We start from the raw sequence: 19485 nt of genomic DNA, 5'->3' as shown, positions 1-19485 counted from the left end.
ACGGAATAGACAATGATCACGATGTTTGTTGATATAAGATAAGTTGGACTTGCTAGGTGTTCTGGAAATTCCCATATGACTCATGTTTCCTGTAGTACTACGCAAACCATTGGAAATATCGCGAACGGAATCCGCGGAGGAAAGATGGCAGAAAAGCATACTCACAAAGTGAGTCCAGCTATTGATCCCTTTGTGATGTTTATCGGACCGATATTGTTGAACCAATTTGTTAAAAATATTGCGATCTACTAGTCCTAATATCTGAGAAAATACGTTTATATTTACCATGGCGGTTGAATCATTTTAGCGAATTAAATATAGCAATCTCTGCTATATAAATTCACCGCCATTTTTTACCTTATTTAGGACGCTTTTGAATTTAAGATGGTATATGATTTAAGAAATAATTATCATATTAAAAAATTAATACAAAAAAACAATTATTAAATTGTTTGGAAATCAGGGAAAGACTACAGAACTACTACACTCTTTTTGTTTTTTAAGTTTTTTAAGTAAACTTTGTTATTAAGAAATATTATCTAAATGAAAAACACTGTATTTGTACTACTCATTTTTTTTTTGTGTGGAATTGCAGTAGCACAAAATAAGGTATTTTTTAATAGAATATCGGTCAATGAGGGTTTATCGCATTCGGATGTCAATGCAATCATGCAGGATAAGGATGGGTTTATGTGGTTTGGTACATTTAACGGCCTGTGTAGATACGATGGCAAGGATATAAGCATATACCGTACGGATAATTCAGGGCTTTCCAATAACAGGGTTTTATCCCTTTTTTTAGGTGCAGATTCTTTATTGTATATCGGTACAGAGGCTGGTGGCCTTAATTATTACGATCCATCTTCGGGCAATATAAAGCAGATTAAGAGTCAAAATAATGTAAACAGTCAGCACCAGAGTATTCAAACGATTATTGCAGACCAGGATAATAAAATTTGGTTTAGTTCTGATAATGAGTTGTATTTTCTAACGAAAACGAACAAAGAAATTGAGAGTGTTTTGCTGTCTAAATTAAGTTTAAATGAAAATATACGAACCATAACAGAGATCAATAGACAGCAGATTTTAATAGGAACAAACAGAGGACTGGTCTTGTATGATATACCTAAGAGAAAATATACTACGCTTTTGCGGGATGATTTTGCGCAGCATGTCAATGTACTTAAACATAAATCTAAAGATGAAATTTTAGTCGGGTCCAGCGAAGGATTGTATGTGTATCATATCGCCAATCGTATCCTTGACAAGAAATCGTCAACTGGTGTGTTGTCCTTGCACCTTGATCGATTAAATAATATCTGGGCTGGAACAACCAATGATGGTCTTTATCTATTTGATACTGCCGTACGATTTAAAAGAGCATTTCGGTCTGATCTTGCAGTTCAAAACGCCATCAGTGGTAATTCAATAAAGGCACTGTTTGATGATTACTCTGGAGTGCTTTGGATAGGTACGATCAATGAAGGAATTTCCATGACCAATGTTGTGGACAAAAAAATAGAATTATACGCGCTAGATTCCCGAAAGAATAATTCGTATGTACAAAACAACGTAATTACTTTTCTTGAGGATAACAATCACCTGCTTTGGATCGGATCACGAGCGGAAGGTCTTTCGGTGATGAATCTCAACGATAGACAGAGCAAGAAAATCAACGAAGTGGGATCCACGAAGCTCAAGGATGTTTCCGCATTTTATCAAGATCAGTTTGGAGCAATGTGGATTGGAACATGGCAAGGATTGTACCTTGTTTCGCCAAATAATGTAAAGCAGGTATGGAATAACGCCCAGATCGAAATAAAGATCTTTAATGATGAATTATCAAAATCTAAAACCAGTATATATAAAATCATTAAGGATAAGGATAACCATCTTTGGTTCAGTACTTCCAATGGGTTATATGAGTATGTTCCGAGCACCGGTGATTTTTATAAGGGAACGTTTAAACAGTATTGTCATGACGAGCATAATGACCATTCGATACAAGATAATTTTGTGACGGATTTATTCTGTGATGTGCAGCAACCAAATAAAACAATTTGGGTAGGAACACGTCGAGGTGCCAGCAGGATTACATTTAGCGAAGGAAAACCTATAATAAAACGTATCCCTTTATCCTCTGATACTAAAAAACACGGTGAATTTGTGTCCGTCATACATCAAGATAAGTCCAGACAAATATGGATAGCTACACTAGGTGCTGGAATACATAAAATTTTAAAACCAACCGATAGGGATCAATTTCAAATTGTTACGTACAACAATAAAACACATGCCTTTCCCAATAATGAATTGGAATCTCTACTTGAAGACCAACATGGCAATTTTTGGATAGGGGGGATGGGTATTTGCAAGTTTAACCCCGTAACAGGTGAGATTAAGCATTACTCAAATAAAGATAGACTCCAAAGCAATTCGTTTAAAATGATGTCGGCCACCTTGTTGCGTTCAGGTGAGATGTTATTTGGCGGAATTAACGGATTTAATATTTTTCATCCAGATAGCTTGCAGAATAATCCCATTCCCCCAAAAATAGTCCTTACTGGATTAAAGATCTTTTCGGAAGAAGTGTCTGTAGGCGAAAGGGTGAATGGACATGTCATCTTGGAGAAGCCTATTTCAAAAACACAGAAAATACGTTTGCCTTACAACAGTAATAGTTTGACATTTGAGTTCGTAGCCCTACATTTTACATCTCCAGCATTCAACCAGTACAAGTATAAGTTGGAAGGTTTTGATAATACCTGGCATTTTACTAAAGGCACACAAAACTTTGCCGTGTATTCCAATTTAAAGCACGGCAAATACAAACTTATAGTTTATGCCGCTAACAGTGATGGCGTTTGGAGTGAATTGCCGGCTACATTAGACTTAGAAATTACCCCTCCTTTTTGGCTTACCATTTGGGCATACTTTTTCTATGTTGTTTTAATCGGTTTTTTACTTTTCTTGTTTAGACGCATTTCACTGAATAGATTAGCCAATCAACATAAACTAGAAATGGAAAGTCAGTTGCGTGAAGAAGAACAGAAGACATTCGACAATAAAATAAAATTCTTTACCGATATTTCGCATGAGATTAAAACCCCACTTTCCTTAATAGCTGTCCCTGTAGACGAATTGCTGACGAACACGAATATAGGTAAGACTACGCGTGACAAATTAGATCTGATAAATCGCAATGTGGGGAGATTGACAACACTCGTCGATCAGATACTCGACTTTAGAAAATTTGAATCCAATATGATGTCAATGGAGGTTTCTGAAGTTAATATTAAAGATTTTCTTCAAGAGCTGGTGCTGTTGTTTAAGCCCATAGCAGAGGCAAAAAATGTGGAGCTGAACCTCGTTCTGGAAAATATACATCAAACTATTTTCATCGATTCGGACAAAATGGAAAAGGTTATCATGAACTTATTGTCCAATGCACTTAAATTTTCTCCTGCCAATGGACGTATCGATGTATTTTGTTCAGACGACGCGCATTCCTATATTTTTCAAGTGATCGACAATGGTCCTGGTATACATGAACATGAACTGAACAAAATATTTGAACCATTCTATCAGAGTGAAAATAATGATTTGTCTGGAGGAGTAGGGATCGGATTGTCGCTTTCAAAATATATAATTGATCAGCATCATGGCGAGATCTGGGCTGAATCTCCCGCAGGTAGAGGCACGACCTTTTATGTCAGACTGGCAAAAGGTACCCATCATTTACAGGATAATCTTAAGACGACAACATATATTACTGCGCAAACCGAGCCGATGCCCTTGGTTGTAGACCAACTTAATCCTGATGAAGAACTGTTTGTGGAGAAACACGACGACGTCTTTGATAAAGAGGCTACGATTGTTTTAATTGAGGATAACTTCGAATTTGGTAATTATGTAACGCAGTTATTAAGTCCTAAATATCATACCATCCTGATAAACGATAGTACACAAGCTTTTATTAGAATAAAAGAAGAGCAGCCTGACCTGGTCATTACGGATGTTATGATGCCTGAGCTGACAGGTGTAGAAATATGTACGCAGCTAAAAGGCAGTACCGAAACTTCACATATACCTGTCATGATGCTTACAGCCCGTAATCTATTGACGCATAAAATTGATGGGTATAATACCGGAGCTGATGCCTATATGTCCAAGCCTTTCAATCTACAGCTTTTTAAAGCACGCGTTGATTCCTTGGTTCAGTCGAGTATGCGTCTAAAAAATCGCTTTAGCGAGCCGGTAAATCTAGAGCCTTCACAGATAGTAATCTCGACCTACGATCAAAAAATGCTAAACAAGTGCCTTGAAATAATTGAAGCTAATATGCATGATCCGGATTTCGGTGTTCAAGAACTCAGTCAATATATTGCCATAAGTCGTCCGCAACTGTACCGTAAGATAAAAGCATTGACTGGGATGACGGCTGTTCAATTTATTAGAAATATTCGCTTGAAAAGGGCTGCTCAGATTTTGGAAAACGATAATTATTCGGTCTCCGATGTCATGTATAAAATTGGTATAAACAACTTATCTTACTTTAGCAAAATATTTAAAGAAGAGTTTGGTTGCTTGCCAAAGCAATACCTAAATAAACACAAAGGCTCGTAAATGATTGCTAAAAGCAGGTAAAAATGTATGCTAATGACGTTTTTGCTATTTATTGAACGATTTGTGTTTCTTTTGAAATGCAAGTCTCCAGTATTTTTGTTCACGTAATTTGATGCAAGGATACACTTGACCTTGTAGCTATTGTAAACCTTAAGCTAAATTTTATGAACAAATCTAAAGTGCAAATCATTGTGTGTATACTACTCTGTACTTTTTCCTTTTTCCAATCCTGTGATCGGGATGAAGAATGGAAGAGTACTATTCATGAACTTAAGATTGCGACACTAACCAAGACCGCAATGGTAGGTAAGGATTTTGAAGTGACCGACCTCTCATTAGGGGTAGCTCAACGTAAATGGACATTTGAGAAGGGGACACCGCTTAATTCAAGTGATCCGGTAGTAAACGTAGTTTTTGATGAAAAAGGCCCTAAAAAATGTAGACTGGAGCTGACCTATGATAATGGTACGACCGAACAACATGAGTTTACCATAGATGTTCTCGAAAATTTAGCTGCGGTCTTGACAATAGAAGGATTGACGCCAATGGGCGCTATTCCATTAGGAAAAGATATTAAATTTTCATTACAATCAATAGGCAACCCCACCAAGTTTAAATGGAAGTTCCCCGGTGGTAGTCCTGAAGAATCTACAGCCGAAAACCCGATTGTGAAATGGAGTAAAAAAGGAAAAGCGAAAATTCAATTGGAGCTGTTGCGTGAAATTGACTCTGCTACTTTTATTGTCGAAAGAGAAATTGTAGTAGGTAACTATCCTCAACTATTTCCTTACACGAAAGCAGATATGGATAGTTGGTCTTTTGATGCGGGGTCTAAAATAGGAAAATGGACAGCTTGGAGTGAGCAAGGAAGAGATGAAGTCTCCCTAGGTAAGCTGGTAAGAGCCAGTGGCGGTGCTGATCAGACGGCATATTCTATGCGTATTAACTACAATAAAGCCAATGAATCCTGGAGTTTATTTACTAGGGATAACTGGACAAACAATGCGCATCTCCAAAAGGGTAAAAAATATGAGTTTATTTTCTGGATGAAAGCAGATGCGAATTTTACATTATCTGAAGTAATGTTGCTTAATAATTTGCCAGACTGGTCGTGGAATGAGTTATTACAGGCGCATGCAAAGAATAATTGGTCGCAATATTATCCGAATATTCCTTTCGAAGTTCAAAATGAAACCCGAATATTCCATCGTGCTGATCTGGGTATTACGACCAATTGGCAGGAGTTTCGGTTCGAATTTGTAGTAGGCGATGTTGATATTCAGAATAATCCGCTTCCTCAAACACTATTGAACACATTTCCCTCATTCGTAATTAACTCCGCTGCACCCAGCACCATATATTTAGATGAGGTACAAATAAACTTGATTGAAGATTAATTAATTATATAAATACCAAATTTATGCGCATATATATAACACTCATTTTCTTTTTTACAGTTTTCTGCGGTCTAGCACAGCAAAGGGAGATTGTAGGTAAAGTCGTGGATGACAAAGGAAGTGTTTTGAAAGGAGTCACCGTAAAGGCTAAAGAGAGCAATCGAAGTACTTCGACCAACCCCAATGGAGAATTCAAGATTGAACTTAAAGGTAATGCTAACATATTAATCTTTTCAACTGTTGGGTTTACTACCAAAGAAGTACAGGTAGGAAGCGAAAATAGACTGGCAATTACGCTAAACCCTAGCAATAATGATCTTGAAGAAGTAGTAGTGGTCGGTTATGGAACGATGAAAAGAAAAGATATGACAGGTGCTGTTGCCTCCATCAAACCAGAATCATTGGAAAATAGAGTCATTCAGTCCTTAGACGATGCTTTAGCTGGTGGTGTACCTGGCTTAATGGTTCAATCTGGTGGTGGTCAGCCAGGAGCTGCATCCAATATTTTGATCAGAGGTGCCAACTCGCTTACTGGGTCCACACAACCCCTTATCGTGTTGGATGGATTTCCCTTGTTTGAATCAAGTACCTCAACTGGTGGTGGTATGAGCGATAAAAGTGGTGCATTGAGTGCCTTATCGTTCATCAATCCCGATGATATTGCATCGATTGAAGTCTTAAAGGATGCCTCGGCAACGGCAATTTACGGAAATAGAGGTTCAAATGGGGTAATCTTGATAACCACCAAAAAAGGGACTGGCGTCGGGACTAAAATTCAGTACAATACCTACATGAGTTCGCAGATTCTTCCAAAACAATACGAGGTCTTCGATTTTATGGATTTCGCCCGGTATCAGGCTGAAAACAGTCCTACCAACTCGCAATTTGTTGATCAAACAACTGGATTAGGTTATCAATTTGATCCCAATATACGTTCGATAAACTGGCAGGATGAAATATACCGTACAGGATTCCTCCAAAATCATTCCTTATCGATCCAGCATTCGGGAGATAAAACAAATTTTATGACTTCAGGTTCCTATATGCAAAACAAATCCATTATTGAGAACACAGATTGGAAAAAGTTGACCGGTAAACTTTCGGTAGATCATAAATTGTCTGATAAAATAAAAGTGGGAGCTGATATCGCATTTAGCCAGATTACAGACGATGGTGTACCTACAGGTGGAGGCGATGGTACGGCATTAGGGGTAGTCATTGGCGCTATTCTAGCTAGGCCATATACTTTTGACGAGACTACACAGGCCTATTTCCGTCGCGCTGGTGTGAGCCAAAGCTCCATAACAAGTGACCTAGCAAGTTACAGAGGTAGTCCTCTTGATTTAGTTAATTATGTGGATCTAATCAAGACGATCAAGAAAACGACATTAAACGCTTATTTTCAATATGATATTCGTAACGACTTACAACTAAAAATTACCGGTGGTTACGATGTTAATGGGTTAAACGATAAGCAATTCTATCCGAAATCTACGCCCACAGGTCATTTTTACAATGGTTTGGGGGTAATCGGTAATGTCAACAGTCAGAGTTGGATTAATGAGAATACATTAACCTGGACGCCCAAATTCGAAGGTGGACATCAGCTGAACATTTTAGGAGGTATTACTGAGCAAGGTTTCAAATCTGATTTTAGCCGCGCTGAATTCTCTTCTTTTGATAATGAAAGCCTGGGCTACAATAACGCACAGATGGCTAAAAACTTCACAACGTACTCAAATGTAGGTAAAACCAACTTCTTATCATTTATCGGAAGGGTCAATTATAGCTACGACGGTAAATACTTGCTGACATTTACCACGCGACGTGATGGTTCTTCTGCTTTTAAAACGAATAAGTGGAGTACGTTCTATTCCGGAGCATTAGCTTATAATATGATGGAAGAAGATTTTATAAAACGTATAAAGCAAATTTCCAACTTGAGGTTTCGGTTAAGTCTTGGCGAAGTCGGAAATTCGAATGTGCCGACTACAGGTGCCTATGCGCAGTTGTATAATACCAATTATAATTTCAATAATTCAATAGCCATAGGACAGGCTGCTGCCAGTTTGGCCAATGAAAACCTTCGTTGGGAACGGACACGGGAATGGAACGTCGGACTCGAAGTGGGGGGCTTTGATAATCGCATTGCAATTACTGCGGATTACTACATTAAAGATACCCGCGATTTACTGTTGGAAGCGCCGGTCTTAAATATTTCGGGCTACGATAAAGCTTGGCAAAATATTGGTATGCTAAGAAATGAGGGGTTAGAGATTAGCCTAAATGCTGCATTGGTCAAGTCTGAGGATTTTAAATGGGATTTCAATGTGAACTTTGCCAAAAATAAATCAATTATTAAAGAGTTAGGTCAAAATGGCGCTCCTATCTATTTGGCAGCTAGCTTTATATCTAGCTCGGCAGGACAACAGGCCGTTATGCTCAAAGAGGGAGGTCCTATAGGTACCATGCATGGGTACATTGCCGATGGGGTATATAAAACGGAAGATTTCAACGCAGATGGTACAGCAAAAACTGGTGTAGCCGTGGAAGGTGTAGGGGAGAAGGCTGGTTGGATAAGATATAAAGATCTGAATAACGACAACAAAATAACGGCTGAAGATAGAACAGATATCGGGAAGTCTCTACCAGATTTCTTTGGGTCATTTGCGAGCACATGGACCTGGAGAAATATAGACCTTCATCTTGGATTTCAGTATTCCTATGGAAATGATGTATTTAACGCAAACTACATACAAGCGGCTCGCTTTGGAGCGGTGGACTATAATCAAATGGCGTATTACAAAGACAGATGGACTACAGATAATCCGTCAAGCACACAATATGCACAAATGGCTGTAGGTACCATGCCGTCTGTGTTTGTGGAAGATGCATCATTTTTAAGGTTTAAAACGGCTCGGATAGGGTATACATTAAAAGGCGATTGGCTTACCAAAACCAAAATAATACGAAATGCTAAACTCTATGTTGCTGCTGAAAACCTGTATACGTTTACGAAATATTCTGGGTACGATCCTGAAATAACAGGTTCGCAAAGTGCAGGCAGCATGACCAGTGTACTGACATCGGGTTTTGACTATGGCGTATTTCCTAGAGCCAAAACTTTTACTGCTGGCTTAAACATTGTTTTCTAAAAAATAACATCATGAAACTGAATAGACTTTTATTAATAATTGGAATCGGATTAATGACTTCCTGTTCCGACTTTTTGGAAGTTCCGGTAGAAAGTAATATATCTACGGCAAACTTTTTTAAGACAAAGGAAGATTTTGATATGGCATTGGCAGGAACCTACAACGTATTGACTTCTGCAGAATGGGGCCCCGGACATCGATGGGGAAATTATTTTGAAGGTATGTTATACCTGGGGCGCGTAGGTACGGACGAGTGTTTTACGGCTTATGGTGATAATGAACATCAAATAAGTAATTATACGTATACACCGAATAATTACATCGTCTCACGAACTTGGTTTGTACAGTATCTAGGTATAGCCCGTAGCAATACCATTATCGATCGCATGGCGACAAGTGAAGTGAAATTGAGCGATGAAGAAAAAAACACCATTCTTGGTGAAGCCTATTTTTTAAGGGGCTTTTTTTACTTTAATCTGGCAAGATTTTATGGGGAGGTACCTTTAGTGATTAAAGAAACTACTGATCTCAATACGTTGGACACTAGAAAAGCCTCGCTAAAGGAGGTATATGATCAAATCATCGCTGATTTTGATATGGCAGAAAAATTGCTGCCAATTCGCAATATCAACGGTAAAGCCCATAAATATGCTGCGGTCACTTTTTCTGCAAAAGCGTATCTACAAATGGCAGGAATGCCACTAAATGATGTTGAGGCGGCACGAAAGGCAGAAACTCAGGCTAAAAAGGTTATCGATTCTGGCCTTTTCGATCTGGTAGAAAATTACTTCAGCCTATTTGATGCGTCCAACGAATATAGTAAGGAATATATATTTGACGCCGAATTTTCAAATCGGGATGATGCAACTAAATATGGTGGTCAAGTGGGTTCAACTGATGGTATTTCCACCCCATATAGTCTCTATTGGCAAAAAGTAAGAACAGCCAAGGAGTTTTATGAGAAGTTTGACGAAAACGACAAGCGACGCAATAGTATTGCGGATTATAGCTTAATTTTAAAAGGCACTGAGTTGGTAGAGGATCGTGATCCTCAGTCGGTTGGGAATAATTATTTCGTATATAAATTTAGACATCCCTTGAAAGAAGAAGATAGGGGATCGACCTGGGTCAATTGGTCCAATCCAATTAATTTTCCCATATCAAGATATGCAGATCTCCTACTTATCTATGCGGAAGCGTCAGTACGTGCTGATAATGCCGTAAAGCCCGAGGCGCTGGAAAGTGTTAATAAAATTCGTCGACGTGGATTTGGTGTAGCTATGAACACAGCGAATGCAGCTATTGATCTAAAACCGCAAAATGCAAATGATTTTCTCCTCGCTATTTTGCAAGAACGCAATTTTGAACTTTGCTTTGAAGGGCATAGATGGTTTGATTTGGTACGCTTTGGCAAGTTGGAGGAAGCTGTAAAGTCTTTCAGTAAATATCCTACAACCGCTGAGCAGACCACGCAGGCAGCAAATATTAGAGATAAGCATCGCATATTTCCCATCCCTCAAGATGTGATTGATGCTTCTAATGGGAAAATTGAACAAAATCCGCTTTGGAAATAATTCGTTTTTCAAAATTTCTAAATGACGGACAAAATGGATATATTTCATTTTGTCCGTTATAAATCAACCAAAATGTCATTATTTTACAATTTAAGAATGCCTAAATGTGGCAAGTATGCCTCAAGGCTTATCTTCGTTTGCTTTTGTTTACTGCTTTTCATCATGGACTGCAATGCGCAAGACACACTGTACATGAAAGATCTTGGGATATTACCAAACACTGGTCAGGATCAGGGAAATAGAATCAATCAGATCATCCAGGATCTTCCTAATCGTCGCTTGTTACTCAAGTTTGAAAAAGGACGCTACGATTTCTTTTATAAAAGGGATTCTTATAACATCGGTTTTGGAATAGTGGGTAAAGACTCGCTAACAGTTGATGGTGGAGAGGCTACATTTGTTTTTCATGGCAAAATGAGTGTTGCCTATGTAGAGAAATCGTCCAATATTACGCTCAAAAATTTTACGGTAGATTGGGATAGGCCTTATATCAGCCAGGGGACTATTAAGGGTACGGAATCAAACTATGTGGATGTTTTTGTAGATTCAGTACAATATCCCTATACCATGCGGAACGATAGTGTATACTTTTCGAATGAACAAGGGTTTTTGCCGATCGATGTTGAGGGCTACTCGACCTTATATAATCCGAATAGTTTGGATATCGAATTCCTAACACGAGATAGGTATATTTCTTCGGATAATTCGCTTTTTAAAGGGAAAGTTTCAAAAATAGGAGATAATCTACTACGCTTTTATGGACATGTAGAAAATAAGGTAGCGAAGGAAACCATCATTACATTATATCATGGCAGGTACCTCGCGCCAGGTTTGATTTTATTGAATAATAAAAATGCATTTCTGGAAAATATAACAATCCATCACGCATTAGGCATGGGAGTGCTCGCCGAACGTTGTGAAAATTTATATTTTAACAAGGTGAATATGGTTCCGAATAGCAAAAAGGAGCGTGTATTTAGCGGACTTTCTGATGCTTTTCACTTGGTAAGTAATAAGGGGGAAATTGTAATTACAAATTGTATTCACGAGGGGCAAGGTGATGATTTTGCGAATGTTCGAGGTGTATATATTCCGATTGATCGTGTACATAAAAATAGAAAGACCCTAGCAGTAAATTTTCATAGGAGTTCAAGGTCATGTTATTTTAGCGTAGGCGATTCGGTATGGTTTATTGCTAATGAAACCGTACAACGCATAGATGGCGGTACTGTGCAGCAGGTAGCTAATCGTTATGACAAAGATAAAAATCTAGTGGGGTACACAGTTATCTTGGATAAAGAGGCGCCATTAGAGGTGGATGAAAGGTATTTTATGGAGAATGCTTCCTGGAATCCTGATCTATTGATCAAAAACTGTCACATTGGAAGGCGGAATAGAGCAAGAGGAATTCTAGTAACTACCGCAGGTAAGGTCGTCATTGAAAACAATTATTTCAGCACTGCCGGAACGGCCATCTTGATGGAGGGTGATATTGATTACTGGTATGAGGCAGGTGCTTTACGTGATGTTTCCATCCAAAATAATGTGTTTGATAACTGTGGTACCTCTTCTTCACAAAATGGTGGAAAGTGGGAATGGGGAGAAGCCATTGTGACGATAACACCCTCTTTTAAACCCACATCAATCCATTCGCCAACATATCATAAGAATATTCGTATTGAGCATAATATAATTCGAACATTTGATAAACCGATTCTGATGGCTCGATCTGTGGATGGCTTGTATTTTAATAATAATATGATCATCCAAACGTATGATTACAAACCTTTTGCTTGGCAAAGGGCTAATTTCAAGCTTGATGGTTGCAGAAATGTGGACCTTTCTACCAATTTTTTCTCCAATGATTTTGCTTATACCGGCATTGAGACTACGCATATGCGCAAAGAAGATGTTGTAGAATAAAATCAGGGAATACACTTTTATCATTTTTTTAAATACATAATATGTTATCACAATTCGGATGTCTAAGTTTTTTTTTATTTTTTTTATTAATTGATATACATGTATTTGCTGCTCCTGATCTAGATGCACACAAACAGATCCATGTAAGATCGTTTGGTGCCATTCCTGATGATGGAAGAAATGATGCAATACCAATACAGCTCGCTTTGGAAAGAGCAAGGAAAGTTCCGGGGTCGGTCATCTACTTTGAACCTGGTATTTATGATTTCGAAATGGAAGAAGCGCTTAGCATTGAAGCAAATGCGCTTAGGGGCAGATATGGAGAAAATGTGCAAGCTGTTCTTTTCAAGCCTAGTGCCCCCTATGTAATCGGTTTGGATTTGGGAGGATGCCGGGATGTCCGCATCGAGGCTGAAGGAGCTACAGTCTTGTTTTCGGGGTGGTACGAAGCTATTTCTATTCGCAATGCACTAAACGTCAAAATAAAGGGGTTATCAATAGACTATAAAAGACCCCCATATACGATTGGGGAGATTATCGATACGCAGAATGGATCTTTCGATATTCGATTTGACAATAGACTATATAGCATGCTGGATAGTTTGATTACAGGACGCATACATTTTTATGATGTCAAGAAGGACAGGGTTTATACAGCAGGAAATGATGAGGGTAAGACTTTACTTAATGATAGCACGATACGCATTTTTAGCAACGCAAATCCTCCATTGAATGACTTATGTATACTAAGACATTCAGCGCACTATCGGGCGGCAATCTTGATAAAGGAATCCAAAGAAATTGAATTGATCGACGTTAAGATCCATAGTCATCCTGGAATGGGAGTCGTAGGTCATCGCAGTGAAAATATAATGCTGCATAATTTGCAGGTAATACCTCGTCCTGGCACCCAGATTTCAACCAATACGGATGCAACGCATTTTACAAGTTGTAAAGGAAAAATTGTATTGAAGGATTGCAAATTTGCTGGGCAGGGGGATGATTGTACAAATATTCATAACTATTATTACGAAATCTATCCAGATGCGCATGATCGCAGAAAAGTTGAAATTCGTATTGAGCAGGCAGATCTACATGCTTTATCGTTAGATTACCCGGATATAGCGGATACCTTACTACTAGTTGACCGCAGTACACTTGAACCTATAGCGAATTTTAAAGTCATGCAGGTTGATACTAGTAGCCAATTATGGCGTGTTTCTGTAACACTGGATAAACCATTGTCCTTTGATCGTTCAAAATATTTTTTGACAAACATTACGCGAAGACCAGCTGTTGAAATACTTAACAATACGGTAAGAAGCCATTTGGCTCGTGCTTATTTGATCAAATCTAAAAATGTCATCATTCGAGGTAATACCATTCAACAGAGTAGCGGTACAGCCATCCAATTGGGTGCTGAACTAAATTGGAGAGAAAGTGGTCCTGTAGAAAATGTTTTGATTGAAAACAATTACATTATTGACTGTGGTTATGGACATGGTATCCAAGATGGGACGGCGATCAATGTCGATGTATCCAGTGTTAAATCTAACCCGTTTCTTTTAAATAAGAATATTGTGATTAAAAATAATGTTATTCAAGCGGTAGGGGGGCAAGCTATCTATATAAGGGGAAGCAAAAATGTCCGGGTTTTAAATAATAAAATATTCGGAGCGCTGAAAGATGTCGTTATTGTAGGAGGTGAAAATTATAGTGTAAAGTGATGGTATCAGGTTTCGTTTCTCAGGATAGTTAAATAAATGTGAAAATAATGAGGCCTTTTCCATAAGATAATGAAAGATATTTCTTAAAACCTGAATTCGATTATTAATTCTATTTAAAATTGCAATCATGGTGGTAAATGTTTGTGTTTAAGTATCTGGAATTCAAAAATTTAATAATATACCAGGCCATGATTACATACGATAAAGTTACCGATATTTTCTGCATAGTTGATGAGTTTTGCAAGAACTTTGAAAAAACACTAAAAACTTCATCATTGGGAAGGCTTCAAGACGACCAGCAACCATGTCAAATAGTGAGATCATTAGTATCCTACTATTATTTCAGATTATTGGCTTTAAATGTTTCAAGCATTATTACATATTTTATGTACAGCGCCACCTGAACAAAGATTTTCCTAAGACAGTTTCTTACAATCGTTTTGTAGAACTTAGCCAGACTGTGATTATGCCCTTAACTATGTCTTTTCATCGATGGAATACATCTAGTCACCGTAATACGAAACAAGATGAAAAATAGCCTAATGAGTATGAATGATAAGATTATGCTTAGAAAAAGATCAGTTATAGAAACTGTGAACGACGAACTTAAAAACATCTGTCAGATTGAGCATTCAAGACATCGTTCATTCATCAACTTTATCGTAAATATCTTAGCTGGATTAGCAGCATACAGTTTCTTCCCTAAGAAACCTTCAATCAAATATCAAACGGTAAAAACTAACCAATTGTACGCTTTTTAATTATCGAGTTCAGGTTTAAAGGTCTGAATTAGGATAAAAAAGCCTTCTCTCATCGAGAAGGCTTTGGATTATTAAGATATCAGCTGGATTCGAGTTGTTTTTAGAATATCCGAAGGTGAGTTTGCTATAGTTTTTAAATAGTCACTCCTTAAGTTTAGATTAAACATTTGACTGTCAATATTTTAAACATGTATATTCTTATTTTTTATTGCAGGTTTTCGTATACTGAGGCATCAAAAGGTTGCAAATATGTTGGGTAAAAATCCAGAAAAACTGCCAGAATTGTTCCGCCCTATGTTGGTGGATTTTATTGATAAAAAGCATGAACTTGTTTTATTATCAGAAAAAAATGATTGGAATTATTTCGAGAATGAATTTTTCTCCTTTGTATTCCAAATTTGGCAATCCAAGTCATCCTATACAGTTTATGGTGGGCTGTTTGTTGCTGAAACATCTGTACAATTTGGGTGATGAGACTTTAGAAAAAGCTTGGATTATGAATCCTTACATGCAGAATTTTTGCGGCCGGGTTTTCTTTGAACATGAGTTTCCTTGTGATCCAAGTAATTTTGTTCATTTTCGAAAAAGGATAGGAGAAAAAGGTATTACAAAAATCTTTTCCTATAGTGTGAGAATGCATGATGCAAAGACGAATACCTCTAATTTTGTATTATCAGACATTACCGTTCAGGAGAATAACACGACCTTTCCTACAGATGCAAAATTGTGTAAAAAGGTGATTGATTATTGCAACAAAATTGCCGAAAAGGAAGGAATAAAACAGAGACAGCGCTATACAAAAGTCAGTAAACAGCTAGTTCGAAACACCTACAACGGCAAACATCCCAAACGAGCAAAAACAGCAAGAAAGTCACAGCGACAACTCAAAACGATTGCCATGAGGTCAATACGTGAACTGGAGCGTAATTTTACAACAGAACAACAAGAAAAACACAAAGATTTACTGGCACTTTACAGCAAATCGGTCACACAAAAAAGAAACGATAAAGATAAAATTTACAGTATTCACAAACCATTTACCCGATGTATTGCTAAAGGGAAAGCGCATAAGCAATATGAATTTGGGAATAAAGTTGGCATAGTAACAACCGCCAATAAAGGAAAGAAGATTATTCTGTGAATTAAAGCATTTTTGCAAAACCCTTATGATGGTCATACAATAGAGCCATTATTGGAATAAATGGAAGCCAGTGGACAGAAGCTTCCAGAGGAACTCGTTTAGATCGAGGTGGAAGAGGGAAGAAAGAATCAAAAGGAGTAAAAATATAGCAAAAAAATCAGATACCGCTTATCAAAAACAAGTAAAGAGTAAAAAATTCAGAACAAGAGCAGCAATAGAACCTATAATCGGACATTTAAAAACCGACTTCAGGATGGCAAAGAATTACTTTCGGGGTGAAAATGGCCCTCAAATAAATGCTTTACTAGCAGCAACTGCTTGGAATCTCAAGAAAATGATGGAAATACTGAAACTGAAAATGTTTTTCTGATTTTATCAGATCAAAATTCTCTTTTTTTATAATCCTATTTTTAAATATAACTTGCAAAAATAAGGTTATTAAGGAACAACTAACTAGACTATAGTTCGAAAATAATACGAGTCATTAGATTTCCTTTAGATTTTTCATTTGATATTGGAATACCAGCTAGAAGGTCAATCATTTGATTGTGTTTTATTGCTACTTTCATTTGAGGACGTAAATAATAGTGAAAACTATCATTATCAAAATCCATATTATTCTCAATCCCTACGAAATTTTTAGTATTGGGAATAAAGTACATTAGGCTGTCATTAACTGTGGCTGCAGTTTTTATACTACGTTTTGAATAATCTTGATTAATTACAGGCCCTGTGTATAGTAATGTGTTAAAATTATTGAAGTTTTTGGCTGCTATAAAAACAGGATTCATACGCATTCCTGTAAAAACACTTCCGTGATGAGCTAATTGTTTGAACGTATTAAATTCGAATTCGTGAACATAAGCAATTGCCATTGATAATTTTCTCTTTTCATTGACTAAGAAATTATATTGTGTCGCGAGTTTTAGTCCTTCTATCTTATTTCCAGGAATAGATAGTTGTTGACTTTCGCCTTTGTTAGCTTGACTTAATAAATAAATCTGACCTATGTAAGTTATAATGTTTGTAACTTAGTTAGTTGCGTTTTTTTAAGACTATTGTTCTGTTTCGTTTACTCAGAAGTAGAGAAGGAGTGTTATATGATATTTTGGTTCTTGGTGAACTAACAATGTAAAACTAATGAGTTTGTTTTGATATAGGGTTAATCTTCTAATCCGAAATTTTTCTAACCATATTCTATTAATATGAGTAAGAGAGTCATTTCTTTTTTACGTAGCACTACTCAATCCCATATGTCATTAAGTTTTGTCAATACAATGGGATTTTCTCCAGTAATCACAATTGTATGTTCATGTTGCGCCATATATCCACCTTTGTTTCCTACCATTGTCCAACCGTCATTAAGTGTTATAGCTTGAGATGAAATGGTGGATATAAAAGTTTCAATAGCTACTACTGAATCTTTTTTGAAACGCCTTTGGTCGAATCGATTTTTATAATTCATCAATTCATCAGGTTCTTCATGTAAACTTCTGCCAATACCATGTCCACCGAGATTTTTAATCACCATAAATCCATATTTCTTAGCTTCACTTTCCATTAAGTGTCCAATATCAGATATTTTTACACCTCCTTTGATCGCAAATATTGCTTTGTGTAAAATCTGTTTTGAGGCATCAATAAGTTTTTGATGTTGGTGAATATCTTCTCCAAGTACAAATGACCCTGCATTATCAGCCCAAAAGCCATTGAGTTCAGCAGAAACGTCAATATTTATTAAATCACCTTCCTGAAATATTCTATTTGTAGAAGGAATGCCATGGCAAAATTCATTATTTACACTTATGCATGTAGTGCCAGGGAAACCATAAGTAAGATATGGTGCTGACTTTGCGCCGAAACTTGAAAGTATTTTTTTTCCATAGTCATCTACATGTTTTGTAGACATGCCTATTTTAACGTAATTTCTCATTTCTTTTAAAGTTTGTGCAACAGCTGCACTAGCTTTCTTCATACCAATTAAATCTTCTTCCTTAGTTATTAGCATAGTTTGGTTCAATTTCCTATTATCTATTTACTACAAAAGTATTACTTCAGTAAAGGTTAGAAAAGTAAAAATCGGACATTTAAATATTGTAAAAGCGTATATTTGTGCATAGCTATGCCAATAAATTTTTTTCAAAATATTAAATCATGTTTTACGTACGATTCAGTAAAAGAACAGGATACCCTGTTACAAGGGGTGAAAAATGAACATGTTGAAGGGGTATATATCTTTACTTGTAAAAATCTAATTTCTAAACAATCATTATTTAATGATGGTCTTCCATCCGTTATTTTAATGCCAAACAAAACGGATAAAGTACTTCTAAAAGAAGAAAAAGATGATATAATATTGAATAGTGTTTGGCTGTGTTATGGGGTTATCAAGAATATTTATTGGCAAATCCCGGAAGAAATTGATTATATCTTAGTAATACGGTTTAAACCAGCATCATTTAATTCCATTTTTAACATTTCACCATCCGTTTTTTCATCGAAACCTATCTGTAATCTGACTGAGGTTGTAAATGAAAAATGGCAGCAAGTTTTTAATGATATGTATGAAAAGGAATTATTGTTAGATAGGCTCTCTTTTTTAGATAATATTCTTTCATCGTATAAAGTTGAAAGTAATTTTCCCTTTATATTGAATATTGCAACTCAATATATCGAGGATAGAAAAGGAAATACTACGATCGTTGATGTTCTTTTTCAGTTAGGAAAAGGGGTTAATTCCAGGTGGTTACACCGGAATTTTGTTAAATATATTGGAATATCTCCTAAAAAATATATTTCTCTTCAGCGATTTATTTACAGTTATAATAGATTGAAAACTAATAAAGTCAAAGACTTTAGTGATGTACCTCTTATTACAGGATACTACGATTATAATCATTTCTCGAAAGACTTTAAACATTATATAGGAACAACTCCAACTCAATATAGTTGGGAATAAAGATGATTCTTTGCTATTTGTAGCTTTTAAATTATCCTTTTTACATCATATAAGCTAATAGAAGGCTTTTATTTTTTCTATTTGACTTTTGAAATATGAATATTCCGGACCATACTACACCACCATTCCACAGCAAAGTACACCAGTCATTCCGCTCCAAAGTACACCACTAATTAATAGCGTTGTACAGGTTTGATTCATCAGTTAGAATAATCTTATGTA

The 19485-nt window shown here is 36.7% G+C and carries 12 protein-coding genes and 1 pseudogene; 10 read left to right on the top strand and 3 right to left on the bottom strand.

Features of this window, described 5'->3' with window-relative positions; translation table 11 throughout:
- The coding region (locus GOQ17_RS15355; RefSeq protein ID WP_159638839.1) for a DUF4372 domain-containing protein at nt 1–288 on the bottom strand (288 nt) is incomplete at its 3' end.
- A 255-nt stretch (nt 289–543) separates the two neighbouring features.
- Here GOQ17_RS15355 and GOQ17_RS15350 point away from each other — a divergent pair.
- From GOQ17_RS15350 to GOQ17_RS16260, 9 genes and pseudogenes are all read left to right on the top strand, one after another.
- Nucleotides 544–4626, top strand: coding sequence for a two-component regulator propeller domain-containing protein (locus tag GOQ17_RS15350; RefSeq protein WP_159638837.1), 4083 nt, complete (start codon nt 544–546; stop codon nt 4624–4626).
- 164 nt (nt 4627–4790) lie between these two features.
- Nucleotides 4791–6023 carry a hypothetical protein gene (locus tag GOQ17_RS15345; protein WP_159638835.1) on the top strand — a complete coding sequence of 411 codons (1233 nt, stop codon included), beginning with the start codon at nt 4791–4793 and terminating at the stop codon, nt 6021–6023.
- 23 nt (nt 6024–6046) lie between these two features.
- Nucleotides 6047–9178 (top strand): SusC/RagA family TonB-linked outer membrane protein, encoded by a 3132-nt coding sequence (locus tag GOQ17_RS15340; protein WP_159638833.1) that lies wholly within the window; start codon nt 6047–6049, stop codon nt 9176–9178.
- A gap of 11 nt (nt 9179–9189) precedes the next feature.
- The gene (locus tag GOQ17_RS15335) at nt 9190–10752 is read left to right on the top strand and encodes a RagB/SusD family nutrient uptake outer membrane protein (RefSeq protein ID WP_159638831.1); all 1563 of its coding nucleotides are present in this window, start codon (nt 9190–9192) and stop codon (nt 10750–10752) included.
- Nucleotides 10753–10944: 192 nt separating this feature from the next.
- Complete coding sequence (locus GOQ17_RS15330) at nt 10945–12675, top strand: right-handed parallel beta-helix repeat-containing protein (RefSeq protein WP_236537172.1); 1731 nt, start codon at nt 10945–10947, stop codon at nt 12673–12675.
- A gap of 41 nt (nt 12676–12716) precedes the next feature.
- Complete coding sequence (locus tag GOQ17_RS15325) at nt 12717–14402, top strand: right-handed parallel beta-helix repeat-containing protein (RefSeq protein WP_159638827.1); 1686 nt, start codon at nt 12717–12719, stop codon at nt 14400–14402.
- 188 nt (nt 14403–14590) lie between these two features.
- Nucleotides 14591–15163, top strand: a pseudogene (locus GOQ17_RS15320) (transposase).
- A 349-nt stretch (nt 15164–15512) separates the two neighbouring features.
- Nucleotides 15513–16304: a transposase gene (locus GOQ17_RS15315; protein ID WP_201288648.1), complete on the top strand. Its 792-nt coding sequence runs from the start codon at nt 15513–15515 to the stop codon at nt 16302–16304.
- Between the two features lie 70 nt (nt 16305–16374).
- Complete coding sequence (locus GOQ17_RS16260) at nt 16375–16674, top strand: transposase (RefSeq protein ID WP_201288647.1); 300 nt, start codon at nt 16375–16377, stop codon at nt 16672–16674.
- An 88-nt stretch (nt 16675–16762) separates the two neighbouring features.
- On the opposite strand, the gene GOQ17_RS15310 is transcribed toward GOQ17_RS16260, so the two are convergent.
- Complete coding sequence (locus GOQ17_RS15310; protein WP_317163284.1) at nt 16763–17305, bottom strand: HAEPLYID family protein; 543 nt, start codon at nt 17303–17305, stop codon at nt 16763–16765.
- A 242-nt stretch (nt 17306–17547) separates the two neighbouring features.
- Nucleotides 17548–18312, bottom strand: a complete 765-nt coding sequence (map, locus tag GOQ17_RS15305) for a type I methionyl aminopeptidase (protein ID WP_159638823.1) — start codon at nt 18310–18312, stop codon at nt 17548–17550.
- 114 nt (nt 18313–18426) lie between these two features.
- Here map and GOQ17_RS15300 point away from each other — a divergent pair, with 114 nt between their 5' ends.
- The gene (locus GOQ17_RS15300; protein WP_159638821.1) at nt 18427–19263 is read left to right on the top strand and encodes a helix-turn-helix domain-containing protein; all 837 of its coding nucleotides are present in this window, start codon (nt 18427–18429) and stop codon (nt 19261–19263) included.
- The last annotated feature ends 222 nt before the right edge of the window (nt 19264–19485 follow it).

It is taken from the genome of Sphingobacterium composti, from assembly GCF_009829075.1.
GTDB classification, from domain to species: domain Bacteria; phylum Bacteroidota; class Bacteroidia; order Sphingobacteriales; family Sphingobacteriaceae; genus Sphingobacterium; species Sphingobacterium composti.
Note: the sequence above shows the minus strand (reverse complement) of the source record. Positions and strands in the feature narration are given on the sequence as shown.

Bases quoted from the DNA above. Each gene is read 5' to 3' on its own strand.
- GOQ17_RS15330 (WP_236537172.1), top strand. From the start codon at position 10,945: ATGAAAGATCTTGGGATATTACCAAACACTGGTCAGGATCAGGGAAAT.
- GOQ17_RS15350 (WP_159638837.1), top strand. From the start codon at position 544: ATGAAAAACACTGTATTTGTACTACTCATTTTTTTTTTGTGTGGAATT.
- GOQ17_RS15315 (WP_201288648.1), top strand. From the start codon at position 15,513: ATGATTGGAATTATTTCGAGAATGAATTTTTCTCCTTTGTATTCCAAA.
- GOQ17_RS15345 (WP_159638835.1), top strand. From the start codon at position 4,791: ATGAACAAATCTAAAGTGCAAATCATTGTGTGTATACTACTCTGTACT.
- GOQ17_RS15300 (WP_159638821.1), top strand. From the start codon at position 18,427: ATGCCAATAAATTTTTTTCAAAATATTAAATCATGTTTTACGTACGAT.
- GOQ17_RS15340 (WP_159638833.1), top strand. From the start codon at position 6,047: ATGCGCATATATATAACACTCATTTTCTTTTTTACAGTTTTCTGCGGT.
- map (WP_159638823.1), bottom strand. From the start codon at position 18,312: ATGCTAATAACTAAGGAAGAAGATTTAATTGGTATGAAGAAAGCTAGT.
- GOQ17_RS15325 (WP_159638827.1), top strand. From the start codon at position 12,717: ATGTTATCACAATTCGGATGTCTAAGTTTTTTTTTATTTTTTTTATTA.
- GOQ17_RS15335 (WP_159638831.1), top strand. From the start codon at position 9,190: ATGAAACTGAATAGACTTTTATTAATAATTGGAATCGGATTAATGACT.